Below are 23,021 nucleotides of genomic sequence, written 5' to 3' on the forward strand. Positions count from 1 at the left end.
ATTATGTTAATGCTATACTCATATGGTATGACAATTGTTATTTAGAAAGGGAGTACTGTATGGAGATTTCGAATCTCTTAATGCCCGCTGCCAACCGCTTTGCCTCAGAGTATTTGCAGCAGACAGATCAAATTAAGCCGTTTTTTCATTATACATATAATCAGCCATCCTCTTACAAAAAAAGGGTGGATGAATTGGGTAATAGAGAATTCCCCAGGGAAGAGCTGGCGGACCATATTAAACGATATATGGGCCGATTTACGGAATCAGAAGAAATGGATCATTCGCTAGAAAAATTGAGACATGCTGAAAGTGTAGCCGTGATTGGCGGCCAGCAGGCCGGGATTTTTACAGGCCCACTTTATACGATCCACAAAGTCATTTCGATCATCAAGCTTGCCCGCCAGAAGGAAACGGAACTCGGGATCCCTGTTGTTCCTGTTTTCTGGATAGCGGGGGAGGACCATGATTACCAGGAAGTAAATCATGTGTTTGCCGTAGAAGGGACTACCGCAGCCAAATGGACCTTTCCCCAAAAAGTCCTTGAAAAGAAAATGGTCACAGACATTGAGATCAATAAGGACATTTGCAAAAATTGGGCAACACGCCTGTTGTCCCATTTCGGGGAAACAATCCATACACGGAATCTGCTTCAGTTCATCGATGCGACGTTGGAGAAGTCAACTTCATTTACGGACTTCTTCGCCGGCATGATTATTGAACTTTTTAAAGATACCGGGCTGTTGCTTGTTGATTCTGGCCATCCTGCAATGCGAGACCTCGAAAGCGGTAACTTCGAAAATTTGATTCGCCAGCATGCGGCGGTGTCCGAGTGTCTGGCCGCTCAACAGGAAGAGATAACCCGGACCGGTTTTTCTCTTATGATTGACGCCCCTTCCAATTCCGCCAATCTATTCTATTATGACGTGAAAGCGAAGGAAAGGATTCTCCTGGAGTACGATACGGAGACCTCCATGTTTCTGGGTAAAAATGGAACCGTGTCATTTTCTTTTGAAGAATTGCTCACAATTGCTAGAGAGGAACCACGCCTTTTAAGCAACAACGTCGTCACGAGGCCGCTCATGCAGGAATGGTTGTTCCCAGTCCTCGCCTTTATTGGAGGACCGGGCGAAATTGCCTATTGGGCGGAGTTGAAGCTAGTATTTGAACACTTCGGCATAAAAATGCCCCCGATTGTTCCGAGGTTGAATATTACCCTTCTGGAACGTTCGGTTGAAACTGATCTTCACGAACTTCAGCTTGATGTTTCCAATGTAATCCTCCGCGGTGTGGAAGAAGAAAGACGGGCATTCATGGACAGCATCCGGGACCGCGATTTGGAGACGGTTTTTCAAACCGCTAAGGACGCAATTTTGCAACAGTATGGCCACTTCCATGAGAAGACCACGGAAATTGATTCCTCGCTGCTGCCAATGCTAAGGAAAAATGAATCAATTGTGTTGGGCCAGCTGGAATTCATGCAAAAAAAACTTGAAGATGCTATCAGGCAAAAACATCAAGTGACTCTCGATAAATACTATCGCGCCTCACTAGCTTTAAGGCCAGAAGGCCTACCACAGGAACGGCTATGGAATGTCCTTTATTACTTAAATAAAAATGGGCTGGATTTTGTAAGCAGGCTCACAGAACTTGACTATGAATTTGACGGAACCCATAAATTAGTCCGCATTTAACGAAGCTCCACCTTTTGGTGGGGCTTTTTCTTTTGCACAAAAAAGCTTTGGGGAGGGAATTCTGAATTTTATGCTAAGTATTTCAAAGGATTTTTAAAAAAGTGTGGAGGAAAGTGGAGGATTGTGGTACATTCTAATTAGAAAGTGGGGGTATCGGGTATGTTCATGGGCGAATACCATCATAACATTGATAATAAGGGACGCCTGATAGTGCCATCCAAGTTGAGGGACGACCTTGGGGAAATGTTCATTATTACCCGTGGATTGGACCGATGCCTGTTTGGATACCCGTTAACAGAGTGGAGTGTCATTGAAGATAAGCTTAAAGCCCTCCCACTTACGAAAAAGGATGCCCGCGCCTTTACGAGGTTCTTTTTCTCGGGGGCAACGGAAAGTGAGATTGACAAGCAGGGGAGGATCAATATTCCTGCACCACTGCTTGACTACGCGCAATTGCAAAAAGAATGTGTAATTTTAGGAGTTTCCAATCGAATTGAAATCTGGAGCAAACAGATTTGGGAAGAATACTTCCAGGAATCAGAGGATTCTTTTGCTGAAATTGCAGAAAATATGATTGGCTTCGATATTTAAAGGGAATGTTATTTTAGTATAATTCCTCAACAATATCGTTCGGTTGGAAAGGTGGCTTCGCATGTTTGATCATACGACTGTGTTATTAAATGAAGCGGTAGATGGTTTGAATATTAAACCTGATGGAATTTATGTTGATTGCACCCTTGGCGGAGCTGGCCACAGCTTTGAAATTATTAAGCGGCTTGGTGCTGGGGGAAGGCTGATCGCTTTTGATCAGGATGAGACGGCTATCCTTAATGCCAGGGAAAAACTGGCTGGCTATGAGGATAAATTGACTATCATTAAGAGCAATTTTCTTTACCTTGAAAGTGAACTTGAAGAAATCGGGATACATAAAGTAGATGGGATTTTATATGACCTCGGTGTTTCATCTCCCCAACTCGATACTCCGGAACGGGGGTTCAGTTATCAGCATGATGCCCCACTTGATATGAGAATGGACCAAAGTGCCGAAATATCCGCCTTCGATGTTGTCAACCATTGGCCATATGAAGACCTTGTCCGAATTTTTTTCCGTTACGGAGAAGAGAAATTCTCAAAGCAAATCGCTAGGAAAATAGAAGCAGCACGGGCGAAAAAGCCGGTTGAGACGACTTTTGAACTCGTTGAGCTGATTAAAGATGCGATACCCGCTCCCGCGAGAAGAAAAGGCGGCCATCCCGCCAAGAGGGTCTTTCAGGCGATTAGGATTGCAGTAAATGATGAACTGGGCGTTTTTGAAAAATCGCTTGAGCAGGCGATTCGCCTCCTAGATAAAGGCGGAAGAATTTCGGTTATTACCTTCCATTCATTGGAGGACAGGATTTGCAAGGCAGCATTTAAGCAGGCTTCCGAGACACCGCCGCTGCCGCCGGGACTGCCTGTCATACCGGAAGAATTTAAGCCGGTTTTAAAACTGGTATCGAGAAAGCCGATTTTGCCGTCAGAAATGGAGCTGGAGGAGAATAACCGAGCCAGATCAGCAAAGCTAAGAATTGCTGAAAAATTGTAGATGAGACGTATTCGATAAATAAAACTAGAGGACAAAAGTTCAGGAGGGGAAAGAATGAGCAGTTTAGCTAGGAAACTCCAGGAACAGCAGAGCCAGCAAAGGCAGCATGTTGCAGTACCCGAAAGGAAAAGGGGATTATGGCATCAAGTAACGCCAGGCGAAAAATTGATCTGGATCATATTTGCCGCCCTCCTTTGTTTTGGAGCTGTCCAGGTAATTTCCGCCCAGTCGGAAATTTATAAAGTCAATAAAGATATCCAGGAAGTAAAGTCTTCTATCACCGATATGGAAAAGGCCAACAGCGATCTTCAGGTTCAGGTGAAAGAGCTAAGTAACTATGACCGGATCATGTTAAAAGCAAAAGAATTGGGCTTGATGCTGAATGAAAATAATGTCAAGGTCGTGCAATAAAAATGGGTAAAAAGCAACCGAATATGAACAAAGGAGCAGTTGGATTGTTTTTTCTTTTCAGTCTGCTCTTTTTTGTCATCCTTTACCGTTTTTCAGTCATCGGCATAACAGGTGAAGCCGCTGGCCAGCCACTCGCAGCGAAAGCAGAGCAAAAACATACTAGATACGCCACCATTGAAGCCTCAAGGGGTTCGATAATGGATCGGTCTGGGGAAGTGATCGCTGAGGATACTGCCTCCTACACGCTGGTTGCCATCCTAGATGAAAAAATGACTTCAGATCCCAAAAATCCAAAGCATGTTGCCGATCCTGAAATGACCGCGGCTAAATTATCAAAGTATCTTAATTTGAAAGAAAGCGAAATTTTGAGGATTCTTGAAAAAAAGAAAACAAATCCAAAATTGTTCCAGGTCGAGTTTGGAAAGGCGGGCAGGGATATCTCCTTCCAGACTAAAAAGGAGATTGAAGCCGAAAAGCTTCCTGGCATCACTTTTAAGCGGGATTCGAAAAGGTTTTATCCAAACGGCATTTTTTCCTCCCATCTTGTCGGCTTTGTCGAGAGGAAGGAAAGGGACAACGGGACTTATGCCAGTTACGGAAAACTCGGCATCGAAAAGCTCATGAATAAGCAATTGACAGGAAAAAGCGGAAAGCTTGAATATGAAAGCGATTTGTGGGGATATCTTCTTCCGAAAGGAAAAGAACTTGTTACTCCCGCGAAAAATGGTAATGATATATATTTGACGCTTGATAAAAAAATCCAGACTTTCCTAGAGGATGCGTTAAATAAGACGGTCAAAGAATATAATCCGAAAAAAATCATCGCGATTGTGGCCGACCCGAAAACCGGCGAAATTCTGGCAATGGGCCAAAGGCCGACATTCGAACCGAAAACAAGGGAAGGGATCGAAAAAGGCTGGCATAATGAAGCGATTGAATATCCTTTTGAGCCAGGGTCAACGATGAAGATCTTCACTTTGGCCGCAGCGGTGAATGAGGGAAAATTCAATCCGAATGAGCCATACAAATCGGGTTCTTATCAGGTGACCAAACGGGATAAGGCAATTAAGGACCATAACGGCAGCGGCTGGGGAACAATCACATACCTTGAAGGCGTACAGCGCTCATCGAACGTAGCATTCGCCAAGATAGCCAATGAAAAACTTGGGTTTGAAAAGTTCAGGGAGTACTTATCCAAATTCGGGCTCGATAAGCCAACAGGCATCGACCTGCCCGATGAAGTATCTAGCCAGCTCCGCTACGAATGGCCGATTGAGAAAATTACGACTGCATTCGGGCAGGGGACAGCTATAACCGCAATCCAGCAAATCCAGGCGGCCACCGCTATCGCGAATGACGGGAAAATGATGAAGCCTCATGTCATTAAAAAAATCACTGACCATGATACCGGGGAAACAATCGAAGAACAGAAACCGGAGGTCGTTTCTGAACCTATTTCCGCTGAGGCGGCAAAAAAGGTAAGGGATATCCTAGAGACGGTAATCACATCTCCTAAAGGGACCGGGCACAATCGATATAACATTGAAGGATACAGTGTAGCGGGGAAAACAGGAACGGCCGAGTTGTCACAGGGACACGGGTATTTAAGTGGAAAGGGAAACTATATTTTCTCATTTCTAGGCATGGCACCTGCTGATAATCCTGAACTCATCGTCTATGTGGCAGTACAGCAGCCGGAAATAGATAGCTACTTCAAAGGTTCGCTGCCTGTATCGATGATTTTCAATCCGGTCATGAAAAATAGCCTGCAATATCTCAATATTAAGCCTTCAACCCAGGAGCCGACCAAAACGGGAAAGCTATCAGATTTTTCCGGGAAACCGGCGGCAAACGCAAAAAAAGAATTGGAAGATAAAGGGTTCGATGTTGTGCTTATTGGGAATGGGGGCGAAGTAGCCAGCCAGGCTCCAGAGGCGGGGGCTACCGCACTGGAGGGGGAAAAGGTCATCCTTAAGACAACCGGGGATGCCGCTATGCCTGATATGGACGGCTGGTCAATCAGGGATGTCATGAAGGCTGCACACCTGGCGGGCTTGAATTTGAATTTTAAAGGTTCCGGATATGTAGTAAAGCAAAGTATCACGAAAGGTTCACCTATTAGCAAAGGAGACCATCTCACCGTCCAGCTTGAAACTCCGCGCCAGCTTGTAGGAGAACAAGAAGAAAAGAAAGATCCTGATATAAAGGAATAAACACCGCCGGCGGAACAACCGCCGGCGTTCTATTTGCTTTCGGCACCGCATACTTATGAACGATAGGCATGTCCTTCTTAAAAGGCGCAATTTTCTCGCTGCCAGACAACGGGAAGGATGCATGGAGAAGGGGGAGCGTTCTTATGCGTGTTTCGAATGTAACTGTCAGAAAAAGATTAATGGCGGTGCTTTTTGTTGGCATCATGGTTTTTCTGATAATTGATGTCAGGCTTGGTTATGTGCAGTTTTTTATGGGAGATATGCTGACGGACAAAGCGAAAAACTCCTGGAGCCGGGAAATCCCTTTCGCACCTGAAAGAGGGGAGATTGTGGACAGGAATGGTGTGCCGCTTGCAACAAATATCAGTGCGCCGACAGTTTGGATTGTTCCTAGGCAAATTAAAGATCCGGAAAATACAGCGGCGAGTCTTGCCGCTGCCTTGAACGCTTCAAAGGAAAGTATCCTTAAGAGTCTTACAGAACAGGAGTCAATGATCCGCCTCCCTGCCGGTAGGAAGATATCCCATGAAAAAGCGAAGGAAATCCGCGCCTTAGGCTTGAAAGGGATATATATTGGCGAAGATTCGAAGCGCCATTATCCGTACGGCAAGTATTTGGCGCACGTCCTTGGCTTTGCCGGTATTGATAACCAGGGGTTGATGGGCCTTGAACTGTTTTATGACAAGGAATTAAGCGGGGAAAAGGGGTCTGTCCAGTTTTATGCCGATGCAAAAGGCCGCCGGATGGACGATATGGCTGATGATTATGAGCCTCCCACCGACGGATTGGACCTAAAGCTGACGATTGATACGAAAATCCAGACCATTGTTGAAAGGGAGTTGCAAATCGCCCAGAAGACTTATAATCCTGATGGGCTTATTGCTATCGTCATGAACCCGAACAATGGGGAAATTCTGGCTATGTCCAGCAGGCCGACCTTTGATCCTGCCAACTTCAGATCTGTTCCACAGGAAGTCTATAACAGAAACCTTCCTGTCTGGAGCACTTATGAACCGGGTTCCACTTTTAAGATTATTACGCTCGCTGCCGCCCTTGAAGAGGGAAAGGTAAACCTTGAGAAAGAGCACTTTCACGATTCGGGAAGTGTAAAGGTCGGCGGCGCGAGACTAAAATGCTGGAAAAGGGGCGGGCATGGAAGCCAAAGCTTTTTGGAGGTCGTCCAAAATTCCTGTAACCCGGGTTTTGTCGAACTTGGCGAAAGGCTCGGGAAAGAAAAGTTGTTCAGTTATATAAAAGGGTTCGGATTCGGGGAAAAAACCGGAATTGACTTGCAAGGTGAAGGAACGGGAATCCTTTTTAATATGAATCGTGTCGGCCCGGTCGAGCTTGCGACTACCGCATTCGGGCAAGGCGTATCTGTGACTCCGATTCAACAGGTTTCAGCTGTCGCAGCTGCAGTAAATGGTGGTTACTTATATACACCTTACATTGCAAAAGAACTAATTGACCCCGCCACGAAACAAGTCGTCATGAAAAACTCACCCAGCCTGAAGCGAAGGGTCATTTCTGAGGAAACTTCAAAAAAAATCAGGTTTGCTTTGGAAAGCGTCGTGGCCCAAGGGACAGGTGGCAAAGCATTTATAGATTCCTACCGGGTGGGAGGCAAGACTGGTACAGCACAGAAGGCCCAGGGGGGCAGATATCTTGAAAACAACCATATTGTATCCTTTATCGGCTTCGCTCCTGCCGATGACCCACAGCTAGTTGTGTATGTTGCGGTCGATAATCCGAAAGGGACTGTCCAGTTTGGCGGAGTAGTATCCGCTCCGATCGTTGGTAACATCATGAAAGATTCCCTCCTGGCCCTAGATGTTAAACCGCGGAAAGACCAAATAGAAAAGAAAATGACCTGGTCAGATGTTGAAATGATTCCAATGCCCGAACTTGAAGGCCTCTCGAAAAAAGAAATCAGCGAGCAGATGATCAATCTTCGCATCGAAGCTAAGGGTGATGGTGATGTTGTAATGAAACAGCTGCCTCCGGCCGGAACGAGAGTAAAGGAAGGCTCAACAATTATTCTTTATTTTGGCAAAAACGAATAAAATGATAAAGGCGGCGTAAACCTTGCCGTCTTTTTTTCCTGTATCATCCACAAAGAAAATCTTTTTCCTGGGATGATAAAAAGCCCTCCCATTAATGGCGAAATGAAACTATTTCATGTAAAATAGGGTACGATTGTTTAGATATGAGAGGATTGAAAAAAATGAAATTGCATGATCTTCTAAAAAGCCTTTATCTGTTAAGGCCCTTTCAAGGCGGTAATCCTGAAATCAGCTCCATTGAAAACAACCATAGGAAAGTCCGGAAAGGCAGCCTTTTTATATGTATTAAAGGATATACGGTTGACGGGCACGATTTTGCGATGGAGGCTATGGAGAAAGGGGCTGTAGCCATTATCTCCGAACGTCCGCTTGATGTTGAAGTACCCGTTGTTATTGTGCGGGATTCAGCAAGGGCAAAGGCGGTCCTGGCCGATGCATTTTATGGCCATCCCAGCCAAAGCTTCCATTTGATTGGTATTACAGGGACAAACGGAAAAACAACCACCTCGCATTTGCTGGAATGGATATTTGCCGACGCGGGAAATAAGACTGGTTTAATCGGGACGATGTACACGAAGATTGGCGATGTTAAATTTGAAGCTAAAAACACCACTCCGGAAAGTTTAACGTTGCAAAAAACATTCCGGAAAATGGCCGATGAGGGAGTCAAACATGCTGTTATGGAAGTTTCTTCCCATGCACTTGACCTTGGCCGTGTCCATGGGACAGATTTCAACGTGGCAGTATTTACAAACCTTACGCAGGATCATCTCGATTACCATAAAACAATGGAAAAATATAAATTTGCAAAAAGCTTATTATTTTCCCAATTGGGTAATACGTATTCGGAGTCCACGCCAAGATTTGCCGTACTGAATGCAGATGACCCTGCGAGTGTTGATTTCATCCGCGCGACCGCCGCCCATGTGATTACATATGGAATAGACAATGAAGCAGACCTGCGGGCTGCGAATATTTCCTTGTCACCACAGGGAACGGCATTTACACTTCAAGCCGCCGGGAAAACTATTCCAGTAAAAATCAAGCAGATAGGGAAATTCAATGTTTATAATACCCTTGCCGCGATGGGAGCTGCTGTCGTTTCTGGAATCAGCCTCGAAGACGCAATCCGATCTTTGGAACGGATTAAGGGGGTCCCGGGCAGATTCGAGCTTGTCAATGCCGGCCAGGAGTACACTATTATAGTTGACTATGCACATACGCCAGACAGCCTTGAAAATGTACTTTCCACCATCCGGGAGTTTGCCGAAAATGACATCCATGTCATCGTGGGCTGCGGAGGCAACCGCGATAGCGCCAAAAGGCCAATGATGGCGAAAATCGCTTGTGACTATGCGACTCATCCGATTCTGACCTCAGATAACCCGAGGAACGAGAAACCAATTGAGATTCTCCGCGATATGGAAAAAGGCGTCAGCGGAAGGGAATACAAGGTCATTCCTGACCGGAAGGAAGCAATTGAATTTGCTGTGAGCCAGGCAAAAACGGGCGATGTCATCCTAATTGCCGGTAAAGGGCATGAAACTTATCAGGAAATCAAGGGAGTAAGATATGATTTCGATGATCGGATTGTCGCAAGGAATGCTGTTCAGAAAAAATCTTAAATAATGGAAAAAATACATTGGAGATAATAGAAAGATATGACTACTGAAGATACCTATTTTAAAAATGATTATTTTATTGTGTTAAGGAAAGCTGCCTCTAACCCGGCCGTAGCAGTTGGAAAAGTGAGTCCAGCTTTTTCTGGAAGGAGGGATACCCATGCTTGAACAAGTAATTTTTTTCACAATTTTGATGGGGTTTTTAATTACCGTCCTTCTTTCACCAGTTTTTATCCCATTCTTAAGAAGGCTTAAATTCGGGCAGAGCATCCGGGAAGAAGGTCCGAAGTCGCACCAGAAGAAATCGGGTACCCCGACGATGGGCGGCTTGATGATTCTTTTGTCGATTATTATCACCACATTAGTAATGGTCGGGAAATATGCGGAACCTACTTCTAAAACCTATATGCTGATTATTGTGACGGCAGGGTTCGGGCTGCTCGGCTTTCTTGATGACTTTATAAAAGTCGCTATGAAAAGAAATCTTGGTTTAACATCAAAACAAAAGCTTCTCGGCCAAATCATTATTTCTGTCATCTTTTACCTGATATACAGAAGCAATGAGATGCCATCCGAATTGGGAATTCCGTTTACCGATTACAAAATCCACCTTGGCTGGGTTTACCTGATATTCGTGATCTTCTGGCTTGTTGGTTTCTCAAATGCGGTTAACCTGACAGATGGCCTTGATGGCCTTGTATCCGGGACGGCGGCAATCGCATTTGGCGCATACGGTGTCCTCGCCTGGAACCAGTCACAGTTCGAATTATCGATTTTTAGTGTAGCAGTTGTTGGTGCGGTGCTGGGCTTTCTTGTATTCAACTCACATCCCGCAAAAGTTTTTATGGGCGATACAGGATCACTGGCACTGGGAGGCGCGCTGGCCGCATTGTCCATTTTGACAGGCCTTGAGATTCTCCTCCTGGTGATTGGCGGAGTGTTTGTCATTGAAACACTGTCCGTCATCCTCCAGGTCATTTCGTTTAAGACGACCGGAAAGAGAATTTTTAAAATGAGCCCGCTCCATCATCACTATGAATTATCAGGCTGGTCTGAATGGCGCGTCGTCGTTACCTTTTGGTCAGTAGGCCTGCTCTTTGCAATTCTCGGAATCTATATAGAGGTGTGGTTGTAGTGATTACTATTGATACTTATCAGCATAAAAAAATCCTTGTACTGGGGCTAGCTAAAAGCGGTGTGACTGCCGCCGCGCTGCTCCATAAGCTTGGTGCGTTCGTTACCGTAAATGACTTCAAACCTCTTTCGGAAAATATGGAGGCGCAGGGGCTTTTGGAACAAGGGATTACAGTCATCTGTGGCAGCCATCCTGTTGAACTGATGGAAGAGGGGTTCGAGCTGGTTGTAAAAAACCCGGGCATTCCCTATTCAAATCCGATGGTAAGAAGAGCTTTTGAAAAAAACATCCCAGTCATTACCGAAATCGAGCTTGCATACCAAATATCTGAAGCACCGTTCATCGGGATTACAGGTACGAATGGCAAGACCACGACTACCACCCTCATTTACGAAATGCTCAATGAAGGTGCCAAGCATCCGCTCATTGCCGGCAATATCGGTACGGTTGCTTCTGGCGTCGCACAGGAAGCAAGGGAGGATAGCACAATTGTCATTGAGCTTTCTTCTTTTCAGCTCATGGGGATTGACCAGTTTAAACCGAAGATAGCCGTGCTCACCAATCTTTATGAAGCCCATCTGGACTACCACGGGACAATTTCTGAATACCATGGGGCCAAAGCGAATATTACCAAAAATCAGGATGAAAAAGATTTCTTTGTTTATAACGCGGATCAGGCGGAAGTCGTTGAAATTGCCGATCAGTCTAAAGCAGTGCTTGTTCCTTTTTCAGCCGTCAAAGACTTGGGACGGGGGGCGTATGCCAGGGAAGGCTGGCTGATGTTCGGCGATGAGAAGATTATCCTCCGGGAGGAAGTCGCGCTGCCTGGCGCGCACAATCTTGAAAACATCCTTTCAGCCATAGCTTCCGCAAAACTTTCAGGGGTATCAAATGATGCAATCAGGAAGGTGCTTACAACCTTTACTGGAGTCCGCCATCGCCTGCAATTTGTAGCCGAAAAGCATGGCAGGAAAGTTTATAACGATTCGAAGGCGACTAATATACTCGCGACAACGAAAGCGCTCGAGGCTTTCGACGCTCCGGTCATCCTGCTTGCAGGAGGGCTGGACAGGGGAAATGATTTTGACGAACTGATTCCAGCGCTTAGTAAAGTGAAAGCACTCGTTACCTTTGGCCAGACAGCCGCGAAAATTGAGGAAGCAGGAAAAGAAGCAGGAATAAAAACCATTGTCCGCGCCGATAATGTTGAAGGTGCTGTACCGGAAGCCTACAAGCTTTCAGAGGCTGGCGATGTTATTCTGCTGTCCCCGGCATGCGCAAGCTGGGACCAGTATAAAACTTTTGAAGTCAGGGGCGACATGTTTATCGAGGCTGTGCATAAGCTTTAGTAAGGGCTTGTCTTTTACCGGAGCTGGTCATATGCCTTGGCTAAAGCCTCCGGAATAGCCCAATTTACCGGGTTAGAGGTGTATGGCCGTGCCTGCCAAGAAAAACAATCCAGATATAATCCTATTAATCATTACATTGGCGCTGCTCACGCTGGGCCTTATAATGGTTTACTCCGCCAGTGCCGTCTGGGCGGAATTCAAGTTCGATGACTCCTTCTTTTTTGCCAAACGGCAAATGCTTTTTGCAGCGACAGGGATTGCCGCGATGTTTTTTATTATGAATGTGAACTACATGACGTGGCGGACTTGGGCGAAAATCATCATTATTGTCTGTTTTTTTCTTCTGCTGCTTGTTTTGATTCCGGGTATCGGAAATGTCAGGAACGGATCAAGGAGCTGGATAGGAGTTGGGGCATTTTCCATTCAGCCGTCCGAATTTATGAAACTCGCGATGATAGCTTTCCTTGCAAAATATCTTTCGGAACGCCAAAAATGGATTACCTCCTTCAGGAAAGGCCTCGTTCCATCCCTTGCCCTTGTATTTACAGCCTTTGGTATGATCATGCTCCAGCCTGATCTAGGAACGGGCACGGTTATGGTAGGGACCTGCCTTGTAATGATTTTCGTTGCTGGGGGAAGGCTTCTTCATTTTGCGGGATTGATGATGCTTGGTGCGGCGGGATTCGCCGGCCTGATTATCTCCGCTCCGTACAGAATTAAGAGGATTACCTCTTTTTTAGATCCTTGGTCGGATTCCTTGGGAAGTGGATTCCAGATTATCCAATCACTTTATGCCATTGGGCCTGGAGGCCTATTCGGGCTCGGCCTTGGTGAAAGCAGGCAGAAGTTCTTTTACTTGCCCGAACCGCAGACGGATTTCATTTTCGCGATACTTGCGGAAGAACTCGGTTTTATTGGCGGTTCCTTTGTCCTTCTCCTGTTCGCGCTCCTTTTATGGCGCGGCATTCGGATTGCCCTTGGCGCCCCTGACTTATACGGCAGTTTCCTCGCGGTTGGCATTGTGGCGATGATTGCGGTTCAGGTCATGATTAATATTGGGGTAGTCACCGGATTGATGCCCGTAACTGGCATCACCTTGCCATTTTTGAGCTATGGCGGTTCTTCGCTGACCTTGATGCTGATGGCAATTGGTGTATTGTTGAACATTAGCCGTTATGTGAAATATTAACCTGGGGACCCTGTCATGCGGGGTTCCTTTTTAAATAATCGGCTTTCAGAAAGAATGGGAAGAATAACCTGTCGCCTTTTCAGTCGTTTCCATGTTTAAAATATAGTAGAATGAGGTAAATAGAGCGGGTGCTTTTTTTTCGCTTTATAAAGCTTGAATGATTAAAAGAGGTGGACGAATGAAAATCGCCATTAGCGGCGGGGGAACCGGAGGACACATCTATCCGGCGCTGGCCCTGGCCAGGGAAATGAAAAAACAGGATCCGACAGCGCAATTTTTATATATCGGTACAGAGAAGGGGCTGGAAAGCAAGCTGGTCCCCCGTGAAAACATCCCTTTCAAATCCATACATATTACTGGCTTCAAACGAAAGTTATCCTTTGAAAATGTTAAGACAATCTGGAGATTTCTCGCCGGAGTCAGGAAAAGCAAAATGATCTTAAAAGAGTTCAAGCCGGATGTGGTCATCGGAACAGGCGGATATGTATGCGGGCCTGTCGTATATGCGGCGGCAAAACTTGGAATTCCGACGGTTATTCATGAACAAAACAGCGTGCCAGGCCTTACAAACAAATTTTTGAGCCGGTTTGTGGATAGAATTGCGATTTGCTTCGATGAAGCAGAAAGTTTCTTTCCAAAAGAAAAAGTGGCCTTTACAGGTAATCCGCGCGCGTCGGAAGTCATTGGCCAGGACGGGATTAAAGGAAGGCTGTCTGCAGGACTGAATTTAAATAAGCCGGCGGTCTTAATTTTTGGAGGAAGCAGGGGCGCCCGACCGATTAACGAAGCAGTCGTCCAATCACTTGGAGAGTTCGCGGCGAAACCGTATCAGGTGCTCTATGTAACTGGGGAAGTGCATTTCGAGGAAGTCCAAAGAGAAGCGGAGCTGATAGGCAGCCCAGCCAATGTTATCATTAAGCCGTTTATCCATAATATGCCGGAGGTTCTAGCAGGAATGGATCTGGTAGTTTCCAGAGCGGGAGCAACAACTTTGGCTGAATTAACCTCACTCGGCATACCGAGCATTTTGATTCCAAGCCCTTATGTCACCAATAATCACCAGGAGAAAAATGCGGCTTCCTTGAGCACACGCGGCGCGGCCGAGCTATTAAAAGAAACTGAGCTCTCAAGCCAGAAGCTAGTGGAAAAGATTGATGGAATTTTACTTGATAAGGAAAGAATCGACTCAATGGGAAAGGAAGCTAAAAAACTTGGCATTCCGGATTCTGCTTCAAGGCTTTTCAAATTGTTGAAGGAAATTTCAAAAAAATAACCCGAAGCGAAGGAACATACCCTGAGAGACGAAGAGTAAACACCTGAACACACTTTGCATAAACTGAAAAATAATACGTTGGAAAAGATAGGACAAGGAAAAGGAGGGGTTTTATGGATGAATTAATAAAGGAACTCAAATTGGCCCAAATTGGCAAAGTAAAAGAATCCGAACCCATGTCGCAACATACAACAATAAAAATTGGCGGACCGGCTGACCTATTTATTGAGCCGTCGTCAATTGATAGCTTATTAAAAACGATGAAAATCATCCTAAAGAATAATGTGCCTTGGCGAGCGATAGGCCGCGGTTCCAATTTGCTTGTGTCCGATAAAGGGATTAAAGGCGCTGTTATTAAACTTGGTCCCGGACTTGATGAACTGAAGATTGACGAAACCGAAGTTAAAGCCGGGGGAGGGCAATCCCTTATCTCACTCGCAACGACAATCAGCAGAAAAGGATTGAAAGGGTTCGAATTTGCAGGAGGCATTCCCGGCTCTGTCGGGGGCGCGGTCTATATGAATGCGGGCGCCCATGGCTCCGACATCAGCAAGATCCTAAAAAAAGCCCATATTCTGTTTGAAGATGGAAGCATGGAATGGCTTTCCAATGCAGAACTTGAATTTTCATACAGGTCTTCAATTTTGCAAAAAAAGAGGCCAGGAATTGTTCTCGAAGCTGTGTTTGAGCTACAACAGGGAGACAAGGAAGAAATTACGAAGGAATTGCAGAAAAATAAAGATTACAGGAAAGAAACCCAGCCATGGAATTATCCTTGCGCAGGAAGCATTTTCCGTAATCCACTTCCGAATTACGCCGGCAGGTTAGTTGAATCTGCAGGACTTAAAGGGCACCAGATAGGTGGGGCTAAAATCTCGGAAATGCATGGCAATTTCATCGTGAATACCGGGAATGCAACAGCTGAAGATGTCCTTGCCCTTATTCAGCATGTGAAAGATACAATTCTCAGCCTTTACGATGTTAGGATGGAAACAGAAGTAGAAATCATCGGCAGAAAATAGCAGGAAATCTTCTGAAAGCCGTGAAAATGTATGCTATAATATTTCCATTGGATTAGGCGAAAAGCTGTGTAACAAAACGACGGCATGAGACTATCGTGCCGTTGTTTTCGATTTTCCCGTTATTAGGGATTTTTGCACTAATCATAATGGGGTGGAGAAACTTGCAGAAAAACAAAGTATTGACATTGGAAGACCGGATACCAAAGCTTAAGGAACAAAGGCGGAAAAAGGCTAATCGAAGGCTGATCCTCCTCCTTTTTATGTTCTTTATCCTGATTGCATGCGTAGTATACATCCAATCCCCCCTCAGCCATGTCCGTTCGATCAAAGTTGCAGGTAATTCCCTATACAGTGAGGAACAGCTTGCAGACACCGCCGGGATTTCTAAAAAAGATAATGTCTGGAAAATCCAAAAAGGCGCTGCCGCAGAAAAAATTAAAAAGCTGCCGGAAATCAAGGATGCCGAAGTGAAGCTGATTCTGCCAAATACCGTACAGATCAATGTAAAAGAGCATGGCTGGATCGGTTATCTTGTAAAGGATGGGGGCTTCTTCCCGGTTCTGGAAAACGGAAAAATCCTATCTGCTAATAAGAAAGAAAACCTTTCGGAAAATGTACCTGTCCTGGTGGGGTTTGAAGAGGGAAAAGTACTGAACGAACTGGCCGAGGCGCTGGGATCCCTTCCTGAGGAAATTAACAACTCCATTTCCGAAATCCACTATACACCTCAAAAGACAGATGAATTCCATGTTTCACTGTTTATGAATGATGGATTTGAAGTAAGTGCTTCACTGAGGACCTTTTCCGATAAAATGGTCCATTACCCCTCGATAGCCAGCCAGCTTGACCCGAACGTAAAGGGAGTTATCGATCTGGAAGTCGGGTCATTCTTCAAAGCGTATGAAAAAGAGGGGGAGGAAGGACTTGAAGAAAAAGATGAAAGGTAAACAGGTGATTTTTTCGCTAGTCTGCCTTGTACTTGGGTTTATAATGGCATTCTCCTATCATCTTACCCGGGTGGAAAACGAGCAGAGGAGTAATAATGTGACTCCAGGCCAATATGAAAGGACGCTGGATTTACGCAATCAGCTGATTTCCCTTGAAGAGGCTAATCGCAGTCTCCAGAAGGAATATAATACGAAACAATCTAAAATACGTGAAATTGAAAAGGAATTATCCAAGGAAGAAGAAACGTATTCCGCGATTGCCGAGGAAGCGGAAAAATACCGGATGTTCCTCGGCAAAATGAAAGTCAAGGGCCCGGGTATTCAAATATCTCTTCAGGACGGGGAATATGACCCCCAAACCGAAAATATTAACAATTACCTTGTCCATGAGCACCACGTTTTCAAAGTTGTGAATGAATTGTATATTTCCGGCGCATCCGCTGTAGCCATCAACGGCCAGCGGCTTTCAAGCCGGTCTTATATTGTCTGCAACGGGCCGGTCATTACGGTAGATGGCAAACAGCATCCTGCTCCGTTTGTCATCAGTGCGATAGGAGACCCCTCGGTTCTGGAATCGGCACTGAACATGACCGGGGGCGTTAAAGACCAGTTGGTAAACGATAATATCGTCTTTACTTTGGAAAAAAAGGACTCAATTTCAATGAATCCGATTTTGGGCAGTTTATGATTGGATGTCCACTCAGAAGGCCAGGTGAAAAATGTGGACAAGCAGAAAAAGAAACTAACGAGTTTTTCGGTCGTTGCGGGAATTATCGGATTTATGATTGCCATCCAGTTCCAAACAGTGAAAGAACCGGTTGAGCGGGATACAAGGGATATATGGCAGCTCCGCCAGGATTTGCTCAAGGAAAAGAAATTGCAGTCCGACCTTCTTTCCGAAATACGTTCTACTGAGGAAAAGCTTGCCGGGTACGAGACTGAAAGAATGAACGGAAAGGAAACGGTTTTAAAAGAAACCCTTGAAGAATTAAAGGGAGAAGCCGGCCTTACCGAAATTAAGGGGCCAGGGATCATAATTACAATAGAACCGGTGTTCGAAGAAATTATGCTCGGTGAACCGGCAAGCAATACCATATCCCCCGATTTGTTAAAAAGGCTGACTAATGAATTGAATATGTATGATGCGAAATATATATCTATTGATGGCCAAAGGGTGATAAATTCAACTGTGATCCGCGAGGTAAGCTCTGAGACCCGTATTGACGGGCATAGGCTCACTACCCTTCCGATTGAGGTGAAAGTAGCGGCGGAAAACATGCACTCCGCTGAAAAACTATCAAATAGAATGAAAGCTTCCCAGTCGGCGGAAGAGTTTTTCATAGAGAATTTAAGACTTACAGTTTCGGATCCAAAGTCTGAAATAATAATTGAGGCATATACGAATAAAATCAGGATCAATAACATGAAACCCGCGAATCCTGTTGAAGGGGGGAATTCTTAATGTGGCTGCCGCTGCTGGCGTTAATCATTGGAGTCATTTTGGGGCTCATGACCGAAATCAGGATACCGGAAGAGTACTCAAACTACTTATCCATTGCAGTCCTGGCCGCATTGGACACACTCTTCGGCGGAATTCGCGCGCAACTCCAAAATATATATGATGAAAAAGTTTTTGTTTCTGGTTTTTTCTTTAATATTATTCTTGCGGCAAGTTTAGCTTTCCTGGGAGTCCATCTTGGTGTAGACTTGTATTTAGCCGCTGTTTTTGCTTTTGGAGTGAGGCTATTCCAAAACATTGCCGTGATTCGAAGGATTATATTATCAAAATGGACGGCGGCAAGGGAAAAAACAGAAAAAAGTTGAACTTTTTTAAAGGGAATCATTTCGTTCTGACGAATATTTTTATAATATATAAATATATTTATAATTTTATGAACTATAAAATAAAATGGGTGCAGTATTTGGGCTAAAAGGAGGTGCCATAGGATGAACAGCAATGAGATATTTGTCAGTCTTGACATCGGTACATCCAGTGTAAAGGTGATCATAGGGGAAAAAGTCAACGACTCATTAAATATTATCGGAGTTGGCAACGTTAAATCAGCCGGTCTTAAAAAAGGGGCCATCGTTGATATAGAAGAAACCGTTCATTCTATTAAAAAAGCAGTAGAACAAGCAGAGAGAATGATAGGAATGGAGATACGCCAGGTGATCGTTGGAGTAACAGGAAATCATGTCCTGCTTCAGCCTTGCCATGGTGTTGTTGCTGTTTCAGGTGAAGACAAAGTTATAACTCGTGAAGACATATACAGGGTTGAGGATGCGGCTAAGGTCATTTCCATCCCGCCTGAAAGGGAAATTATCGATGTTGTCCCGAAACAATATATTGTCGATGGCCAGGATGAGATTACAGATCCCATTAATATGATGGGTGTCAGGCTTGAAATGGAAGGTTCAATCATAACCGGTTATAAAACAATCTTACATAATGTATTGCGATGTGTAGAACGCGCTAATCTTGAAGTTCTTGATATAACACTTCAACCGCTTGCGGCAGGCATGTTTTCATTATCCGAAGATGAAAAAAACCTTGGCACAGCCCTCATTGATGTTGGCGGGGGAACCACTACGATTGCCGTTTTTGAAGAAGGAAGCCTGACTGCGACAAGCGTCATTCCGGTTGGCGGCGAACACATTACAAAAGATCTCTCCATCGTCCTGAGGACATCGACCGAAAATGCTGAAAAGATTAAGCTGAAATATGGACATGCCTTTTTTGAAGAGGCATCCGAGGACGAAGTTTTCAGTGTTCCGGTCATTGGCAGCGACCAGCATCAGCAATTCAATCAGCTGGAAATTTCCGAAATCATTGAGGCCAGACTGGAAGAAATTTTCGATTTGGTGCTGCATGAATTAAAAAGGATGGGCATCAGGGATTTGCCAGGCGGTTTTGTCCTGACGGGCGGCGTTTCCAATATGGAAGGTGTACTGGAACTTGCCCAATCTGTTTTCCAATCAAGGGTAAGAAGGGCGGTCCCTGACTATATCGGTGTCAGGGAACCTCAATATACCACGGGTGTGGGCCTTATTAAATATGCCAGCAAGAGCAGTAAATACGAAGATTATGGCATGGCAGCCGTATCCGTTCCCCATCAGTCGGAGCAGAAGGAAAAAAGGCAGCAAAAGCCTCAGCAAAAACAGAAACAAGTAAAACAAAATGAAGAAAAGATGACGACGAAAGTTAAAAAATTCCTTGGGTACTTTTTTGAATAAAACAATTGTTCAGCCTGGCGGAAATCATTTGCCAGGGAGGCTCGGAATTGCTAGGCATTGCCTGCTCCGCATTATACGCCGGGAAGCCGGTAATTGGCACGGAGATACAGGCATAAACGAATATGGACGAATTAGGAGGATCTATCATGTTGGAGTTTGATACAAATTTAGATCAGCTGGCAACAATTAAAGTAATCGGAGTCGGAGGCGGCGGAAATAACGCTGTTAACCGGATGATTGAACATGGTGTCCAAGGAGTAGAATTTATTGCGGTCAACACAGATGCGCAGGCACTAAACCTTTCAAAGGCAGAAGTGAAAATGCAAATAGGCGCTAAACTTACCCGCGGACTCGGTGCCGGAGCGAACCCTGAAGTGGGCAAAAAGGCGGCTGAAGAGAGCAAAGAGCAGATTGAAGAAGCTTTAAGAGGTGCCGATATGGTGTTCGTTACCGCTGGAATGGGCGGCGGAACAGGAACAGGGGCCGCGCCAGTCATTGCGCAAATTGCCCGCGATCTTGGGGCTTTGACAGTCGGTGTCGTCACACGCCCATTTACCTTTGAAGGTAAAAAGCGCCAAAACCAGGCTGCGATGGGGATTGCAGGAATGAAGGAAGCCGTGGATACACTTATTGTCATTCCAAATGACCGCCTCCTTGAAATTGTCGATAAAAGCACTCCAATGCTTGAAGCATTCCGTGAAGCGGATAATGTCCTCCGCCAGGGTGTCCAGGGGATTTCAGACTTGATTGCTGTTCCAGGTTTGATAAACCTTGACTTTGCAGATGTTAAAACAATCATGTCAAGCAAGGGCTCTGCTTTGATGGGCATCGGTGTCGCATCAGGTGAGAACCGCGCTGCGGAAGCTGCGAAAAAAGCAATCAGCTCACCTCTGCTTGAAACATCCATTGATGGCGCACAAGGCGTCCTGATGAATATTACTGGCGGCACGAACCTTAGCCTTTATGAAGTCCAGGAAGCTGCTGATATTGTTGCTTCGGCTTCAGATCAAGAAGTGAATATGATTTTCGGTTCTGTCATCAATGAGAATTTGAAAGATGAAATTCTCGTGACTGTCATTGCTACAGGCTTCAATGAGGAAGCCGTCCAGCAAAGGCCATCTGCTAGGCCGTCATTTGGGCACCAGAAACCAGCTGCCCCGACTGTAAAAAGGGAAGTGAAAAGGGAAGAACCCGTTTCAGAGCCTGCAAGGCCTTCAACTATTTCACAGGAAGATACACTTGATATCCCGACTTTCCTGAGAAACCGTAACAGAAGAAGATAGCTTTTCATCATAAAAAGATTCACGGCATGCCAAAATGGCATGCCGTTTTTCTGTATAAGTTCAGATAAGGCGTAAAATTGATCTCCACCATATTCCTCGACGGGTTCAAAGTTTTCATCAAAAAATACTGACAAAAAGCGCAATGAAAAGTTGAAACTTCCTTCTTTTCACATACAGGAAGCGACACCTTCCATCTTTCTAATAAGATATACTTTTCCGTAAACAGAACACGGTTCCCTGCTTGTTGCCAGGAGCCCAAAAAGGAGGTACGTGTGACTGTTTATCTTGATGTAATCTGGGTCTTGAATTTTCTGTTTGACAGCCTTCTGCTCATCATGTCGGCAATTCTTCTCAAAAGGCGGGTCAAGTTATGGAGGATTGCGGCTGGAGGCTTTATCGGTTCGCTTATTATCTTACTTTATTTCACTCCTGCAGCAATCTATTCCGGTCATCCCCTGTCCAAAATGGCCTTTTCCGTCCTAATGGTATTGGCTTCCTTCGGATATAAGAGATTGAAGTTCTTTTTATCTGCATTAATGGCCCTTTATTTTTCAACCTTTCTAATCGGAGGGACATTAATGGGAGCTCATTATTTCCTCCAATCCAGCAGCAGCTTGTTCAAATCATTTGTATCATCTGCTTCACCTGGTTTCGGAGATCCAATCAGCTGGCTGTTTGTGTTCCTGGGGTTTCCGCTTGCCTGGCATTTCTCCCGCGTCAGGCTTGAGAGCCATGAAATGGCCAAAATAAAATATGACCAAATCGTTAATGTACAAATATCATTAAACGAAAAACTTTATGATTTTACAGGACTGATAGACAGCGGCAATCAATTATATGATCCTTTGACCCGTAATCCTGTCATGTTTGTGTCGATTAATAAAATTGTGAAGGAACTTCCGGAGGAACTTTTTCTGATTTCATCCTTTCCTGATGACATCATTCATGGAAAAAAAACAGTCCCCTCAAAATGGGAAAGCCGTTTAAGGATTGTTCCATGCGCGGTTGTCGGACAAGAACACCAATTAATATTGGGAGTTAAACCTGATTATGTGCTTATCAGGGATAGTATAAACACCTTCAAGTCGGAACGGGTACTTGTATCCTTTACTACGCAGGAGCTATCCTCAGATGGGTCTTATCAATGTATTGTCCATCCTAAATTGCTGGCTGGCGTTCCGGAAAGTCACCAGACCGCTGCAAGCTATTAATAATATACTCATAAAGACATAATTTAGAAGGAGGAAAACAGGTGAAAAATTGGAGGCTGCGCATAAATTATTATTGGTCCAAGCTGCTCATAAAGCTCGGATTTAAAAAGGATGAAGTATTTTATATTGGCGGGAGCGAAGCGCTGCCTCCCCCATTAAGCAAGGAAGAAGAAGAGGTGCTGCTGAAAAAACTGCCTGAAGGGGATAAGGCGGCCAGGTCAGTCCTGATCGAACGGAATTTGCGTCTCGTTGTTTATATCGCGAGGAAATTTGAGAATACAGGAATCAACATTGAGGACCTTATTTCAATCGGGACAATCGGCCTGATCAAGGCTGTCAATACATTCAACCCGGAGAAAAAAATAAAGCTTGCTACATATGCGTCCAGGTGCATTGAAAATGAAATACTTATGTATTTGCGACGAAACAATAAAATTCGCTCGGAAGTTTCATTTGATGAGCCGCTGAATATTGACTGGGATGGGAACGAACTCCTCCTTTCCGATGTCCTTGGGACAGATGAGGATATAATCACCCGGGATTTGGAAGCGAATGTTGACAAGAAGCTTTTGGCAAAAGCCCTTCACCAATTGTCCGACCGTGAAAAACAAATTATGGAACTGAGATTTGGCCTTGTTAACGGCGAAGAGAAAACACAAAAGGATGTTGCCGATTTACTTGGGATATCTCAATCCTATATTTCCCGCCTGGAAAAAAGAATTATCAAACGGCTTAGAAAAGAATTCAATAAAATGGTCTAATTATTTTTTTGTGATAAAAATCAATGATG

Annotated in this window: 20 protein-coding genes; all 20 read left to right on the forward strand. The window is 44.8% G+C overall.

The features are described from left to right. Nucleotides 1-59: 59 nt before the first annotated feature. On the forward strand, nucleotides 60-1,694 hold the full coding sequence (gene bshC, locus BN1002_RS07525) for a bacillithiol biosynthesis cysteine-adding enzyme BshC (protein WP_048824386.1): 1,635 nt from the start codon (nucleotides 60-62) through the stop codon (nucleotides 1,692-1,694). 159 nt (nucleotides 1,695-1,853) lie between these two features. Beyond that, on the forward strand, nucleotides 1,854-2,285 hold the full coding sequence (gene mraZ, locus BN1002_RS07530) for a division/cell wall cluster transcriptional repressor MraZ (protein WP_048824387.1): 432 nt from the start codon (nucleotides 1,854-1,856) through the stop codon (nucleotides 2,283-2,285). A 61-nt stretch (nucleotides 2,286-2,346) separates the two neighbouring features. Further along, nucleotides 2,347-3,279 (forward strand): 16S rRNA (cytosine(1402)-N(4))-methyltransferase RsmH, encoded by a 933-nt coding sequence (gene rsmH, locus BN1002_RS07535; RefSeq protein ID WP_048824388.1) that lies wholly within the window; start codon nucleotides 2,347-2,349, stop codon nucleotides 3,277-3,279. Between the two features lie 54 nt (nucleotides 3,280-3,333). Then, nucleotides 3,334-3,690, forward strand: a complete 357-nt coding sequence (gene ftsL / locus BN1002_RS07540; protein ID WP_048824389.1) for a cell division protein FtsL — start codon at nucleotides 3,334-3,336, stop codon at nucleotides 3,688-3,690. A gap of 2 nt (nucleotides 3,691-3,692) precedes the next feature. Further along, nucleotides 3,693-5,903: a penicillin-binding protein gene (locus BN1002_RS07545; RefSeq protein ID WP_048824390.1), complete on the forward strand. Its 2,211-nt coding sequence runs from the start codon at nucleotides 3,693-3,695 to the stop codon at nucleotides 5,901-5,903. 143 nt (nucleotides 5,904-6,046) lie between these two features. Continuing rightward, nucleotides 6,047-7,966 (forward strand): stage V sporulation protein D, encoded by a 1,920-nt coding sequence (locus tag BN1002_RS07550; protein ID WP_048824391.1) that lies wholly within the window; start codon nucleotides 6,047-6,049, stop codon nucleotides 7,964-7,966. Nucleotides 7,967-8,127: 161 nt separating this feature from the next. After that, nucleotides 8,128-9,591, forward strand: a complete 1,464-nt coding sequence (locus tag BN1002_RS07555; protein ID WP_048824392.1) for a UDP-N-acetylmuramoyl-L-alanyl-D-glutamate--2,6-diaminopimelate ligase — start codon at nucleotides 8,128-8,130, stop codon at nucleotides 9,589-9,591. Between the two features lie 157 nt (nucleotides 9,592-9,748). Beyond that, entirely contained in the window at nucleotides 9,749-10,723 is a 975-nt protein-coding gene (gene mraY / locus BN1002_RS07560) for a phospho-N-acetylmuramoyl-pentapeptide-transferase (protein WP_048824393.1), read from the forward strand. Continuing rightward, nucleotides 10,723-12,072 (forward strand): UDP-N-acetylmuramoyl-L-alanine--D-glutamate ligase, encoded by a 1,350-nt coding sequence (murD, locus tag BN1002_RS07565; RefSeq protein ID WP_048824394.1) that lies wholly within the window; start codon nucleotides 10,723-10,725, stop codon nucleotides 12,070-12,072. The genes mraY and murD overlap by 1 nt, the downstream gene beginning before the upstream one ends. 82 nt (nucleotides 12,073-12,154) lie before the next feature. Next, entirely contained in the window at nucleotides 12,155-13,261 is a 1,107-nt protein-coding gene (gene spoVE, locus BN1002_RS07570; RefSeq protein WP_442853389.1) for a stage V sporulation protein E, read from the forward strand. A gap of 178 nt (nucleotides 13,262-13,439) precedes the next feature. Continuing rightward, nucleotides 13,440-14,534 (forward strand): undecaprenyldiphospho-muramoylpentapeptide beta-N-acetylglucosaminyltransferase, encoded by a 1,095-nt coding sequence (gene murG / locus BN1002_RS07575; protein ID WP_048824395.1) that lies wholly within the window; start codon nucleotides 13,440-13,442, stop codon nucleotides 14,532-14,534. A gap of 113 nt (nucleotides 14,535-14,647) precedes the next feature. Continuing rightward, on the forward strand, nucleotides 14,648-15,556 hold the full coding sequence (gene murB / locus BN1002_RS07580) for a UDP-N-acetylmuramate dehydrogenase (RefSeq protein ID WP_048824396.1): 909 nt from the start codon (nucleotides 14,648-14,650) through the stop codon (nucleotides 15,554-15,556). 161 nt (nucleotides 15,557-15,717) lie between these two features. Further along, entirely contained in the window at nucleotides 15,718-16,503 is a 786-nt protein-coding gene (locus tag BN1002_RS07585; RefSeq protein WP_048824397.1) for a cell division protein FtsQ/DivIB, read from the forward strand. Beyond that, nucleotides 16,481-17,191, forward strand: coding sequence for a DUF881 domain-containing protein (locus BN1002_RS07590; protein ID WP_231574999.1), 711 nt, complete (start codon nucleotides 16,481-16,483; stop codon nucleotides 17,189-17,191). The genes BN1002_RS07585 and BN1002_RS07590 overlap by 23 nt, the downstream gene beginning before the upstream one ends. A gap of 93 nt (nucleotides 17,192-17,284) precedes the next feature. After that, the gene (locus BN1002_RS07595; RefSeq protein WP_048827829.1) at nucleotides 17,285-17,965 is read left to right on the forward strand and encodes a DUF881 domain-containing protein; all 681 of its coding nucleotides are present in this window, start codon (nucleotides 17,285-17,287) and stop codon (nucleotides 17,963-17,965) included. Continuing rightward, nucleotides 17,965-18,327 (forward strand): small basic family protein, encoded by a 363-nt coding sequence (locus BN1002_RS07600; RefSeq protein WP_048824398.1) that lies wholly within the window; start codon nucleotides 17,965-17,967, stop codon nucleotides 18,325-18,327. The genes BN1002_RS07595 and BN1002_RS07600 overlap by 1 nt, the downstream gene beginning before the upstream one ends. A gap of 123 nt (nucleotides 18,328-18,450) precedes the next feature. Beyond that, nucleotides 18,451-19,737: a cell division protein FtsA gene (gene ftsA / locus BN1002_RS07605; protein WP_048824399.1), complete on the forward strand. Its 1,287-nt coding sequence runs from the start codon at nucleotides 18,451-18,453 to the stop codon at nucleotides 19,735-19,737. Between the two features lie 146 nt (nucleotides 19,738-19,883). Further along, complete coding sequence (gene ftsZ, locus BN1002_RS07610; RefSeq protein WP_048824400.1) at nucleotides 19,884-21,020, forward strand: cell division protein FtsZ; 1,137 nt, start codon at nucleotides 19,884-19,886, stop codon at nucleotides 21,018-21,020. A gap of 272 nt (nucleotides 21,021-21,292) precedes the next feature. Continuing rightward, complete coding sequence (gene spoIIGA / locus BN1002_RS07615) at nucleotides 21,293-22,231, forward strand: sigma-E processing peptidase SpoIIGA (RefSeq protein ID WP_048824401.1); 939 nt, start codon at nucleotides 21,293-21,295, stop codon at nucleotides 22,229-22,231. Between the two features lie 41 nt (nucleotides 22,232-22,272). Then, nucleotides 22,273-22,992, forward strand: coding sequence for an RNA polymerase sporulation sigma factor SigE (gene sigE, locus BN1002_RS07620; protein WP_048824402.1), 720 nt, complete (start codon nucleotides 22,273-22,275; stop codon nucleotides 22,990-22,992). Nucleotides 22,993-23,021: the final 29 nt, after the last annotated feature.

The sequence above is a fragment of the Bacillus sp. B-jedd genome (assembly GCF_000821085.1).
Taxonomy (GTDB): Bacteria; Bacillota; Bacilli; order Bacillales; family Cytobacillaceae; genus Bacillus_D.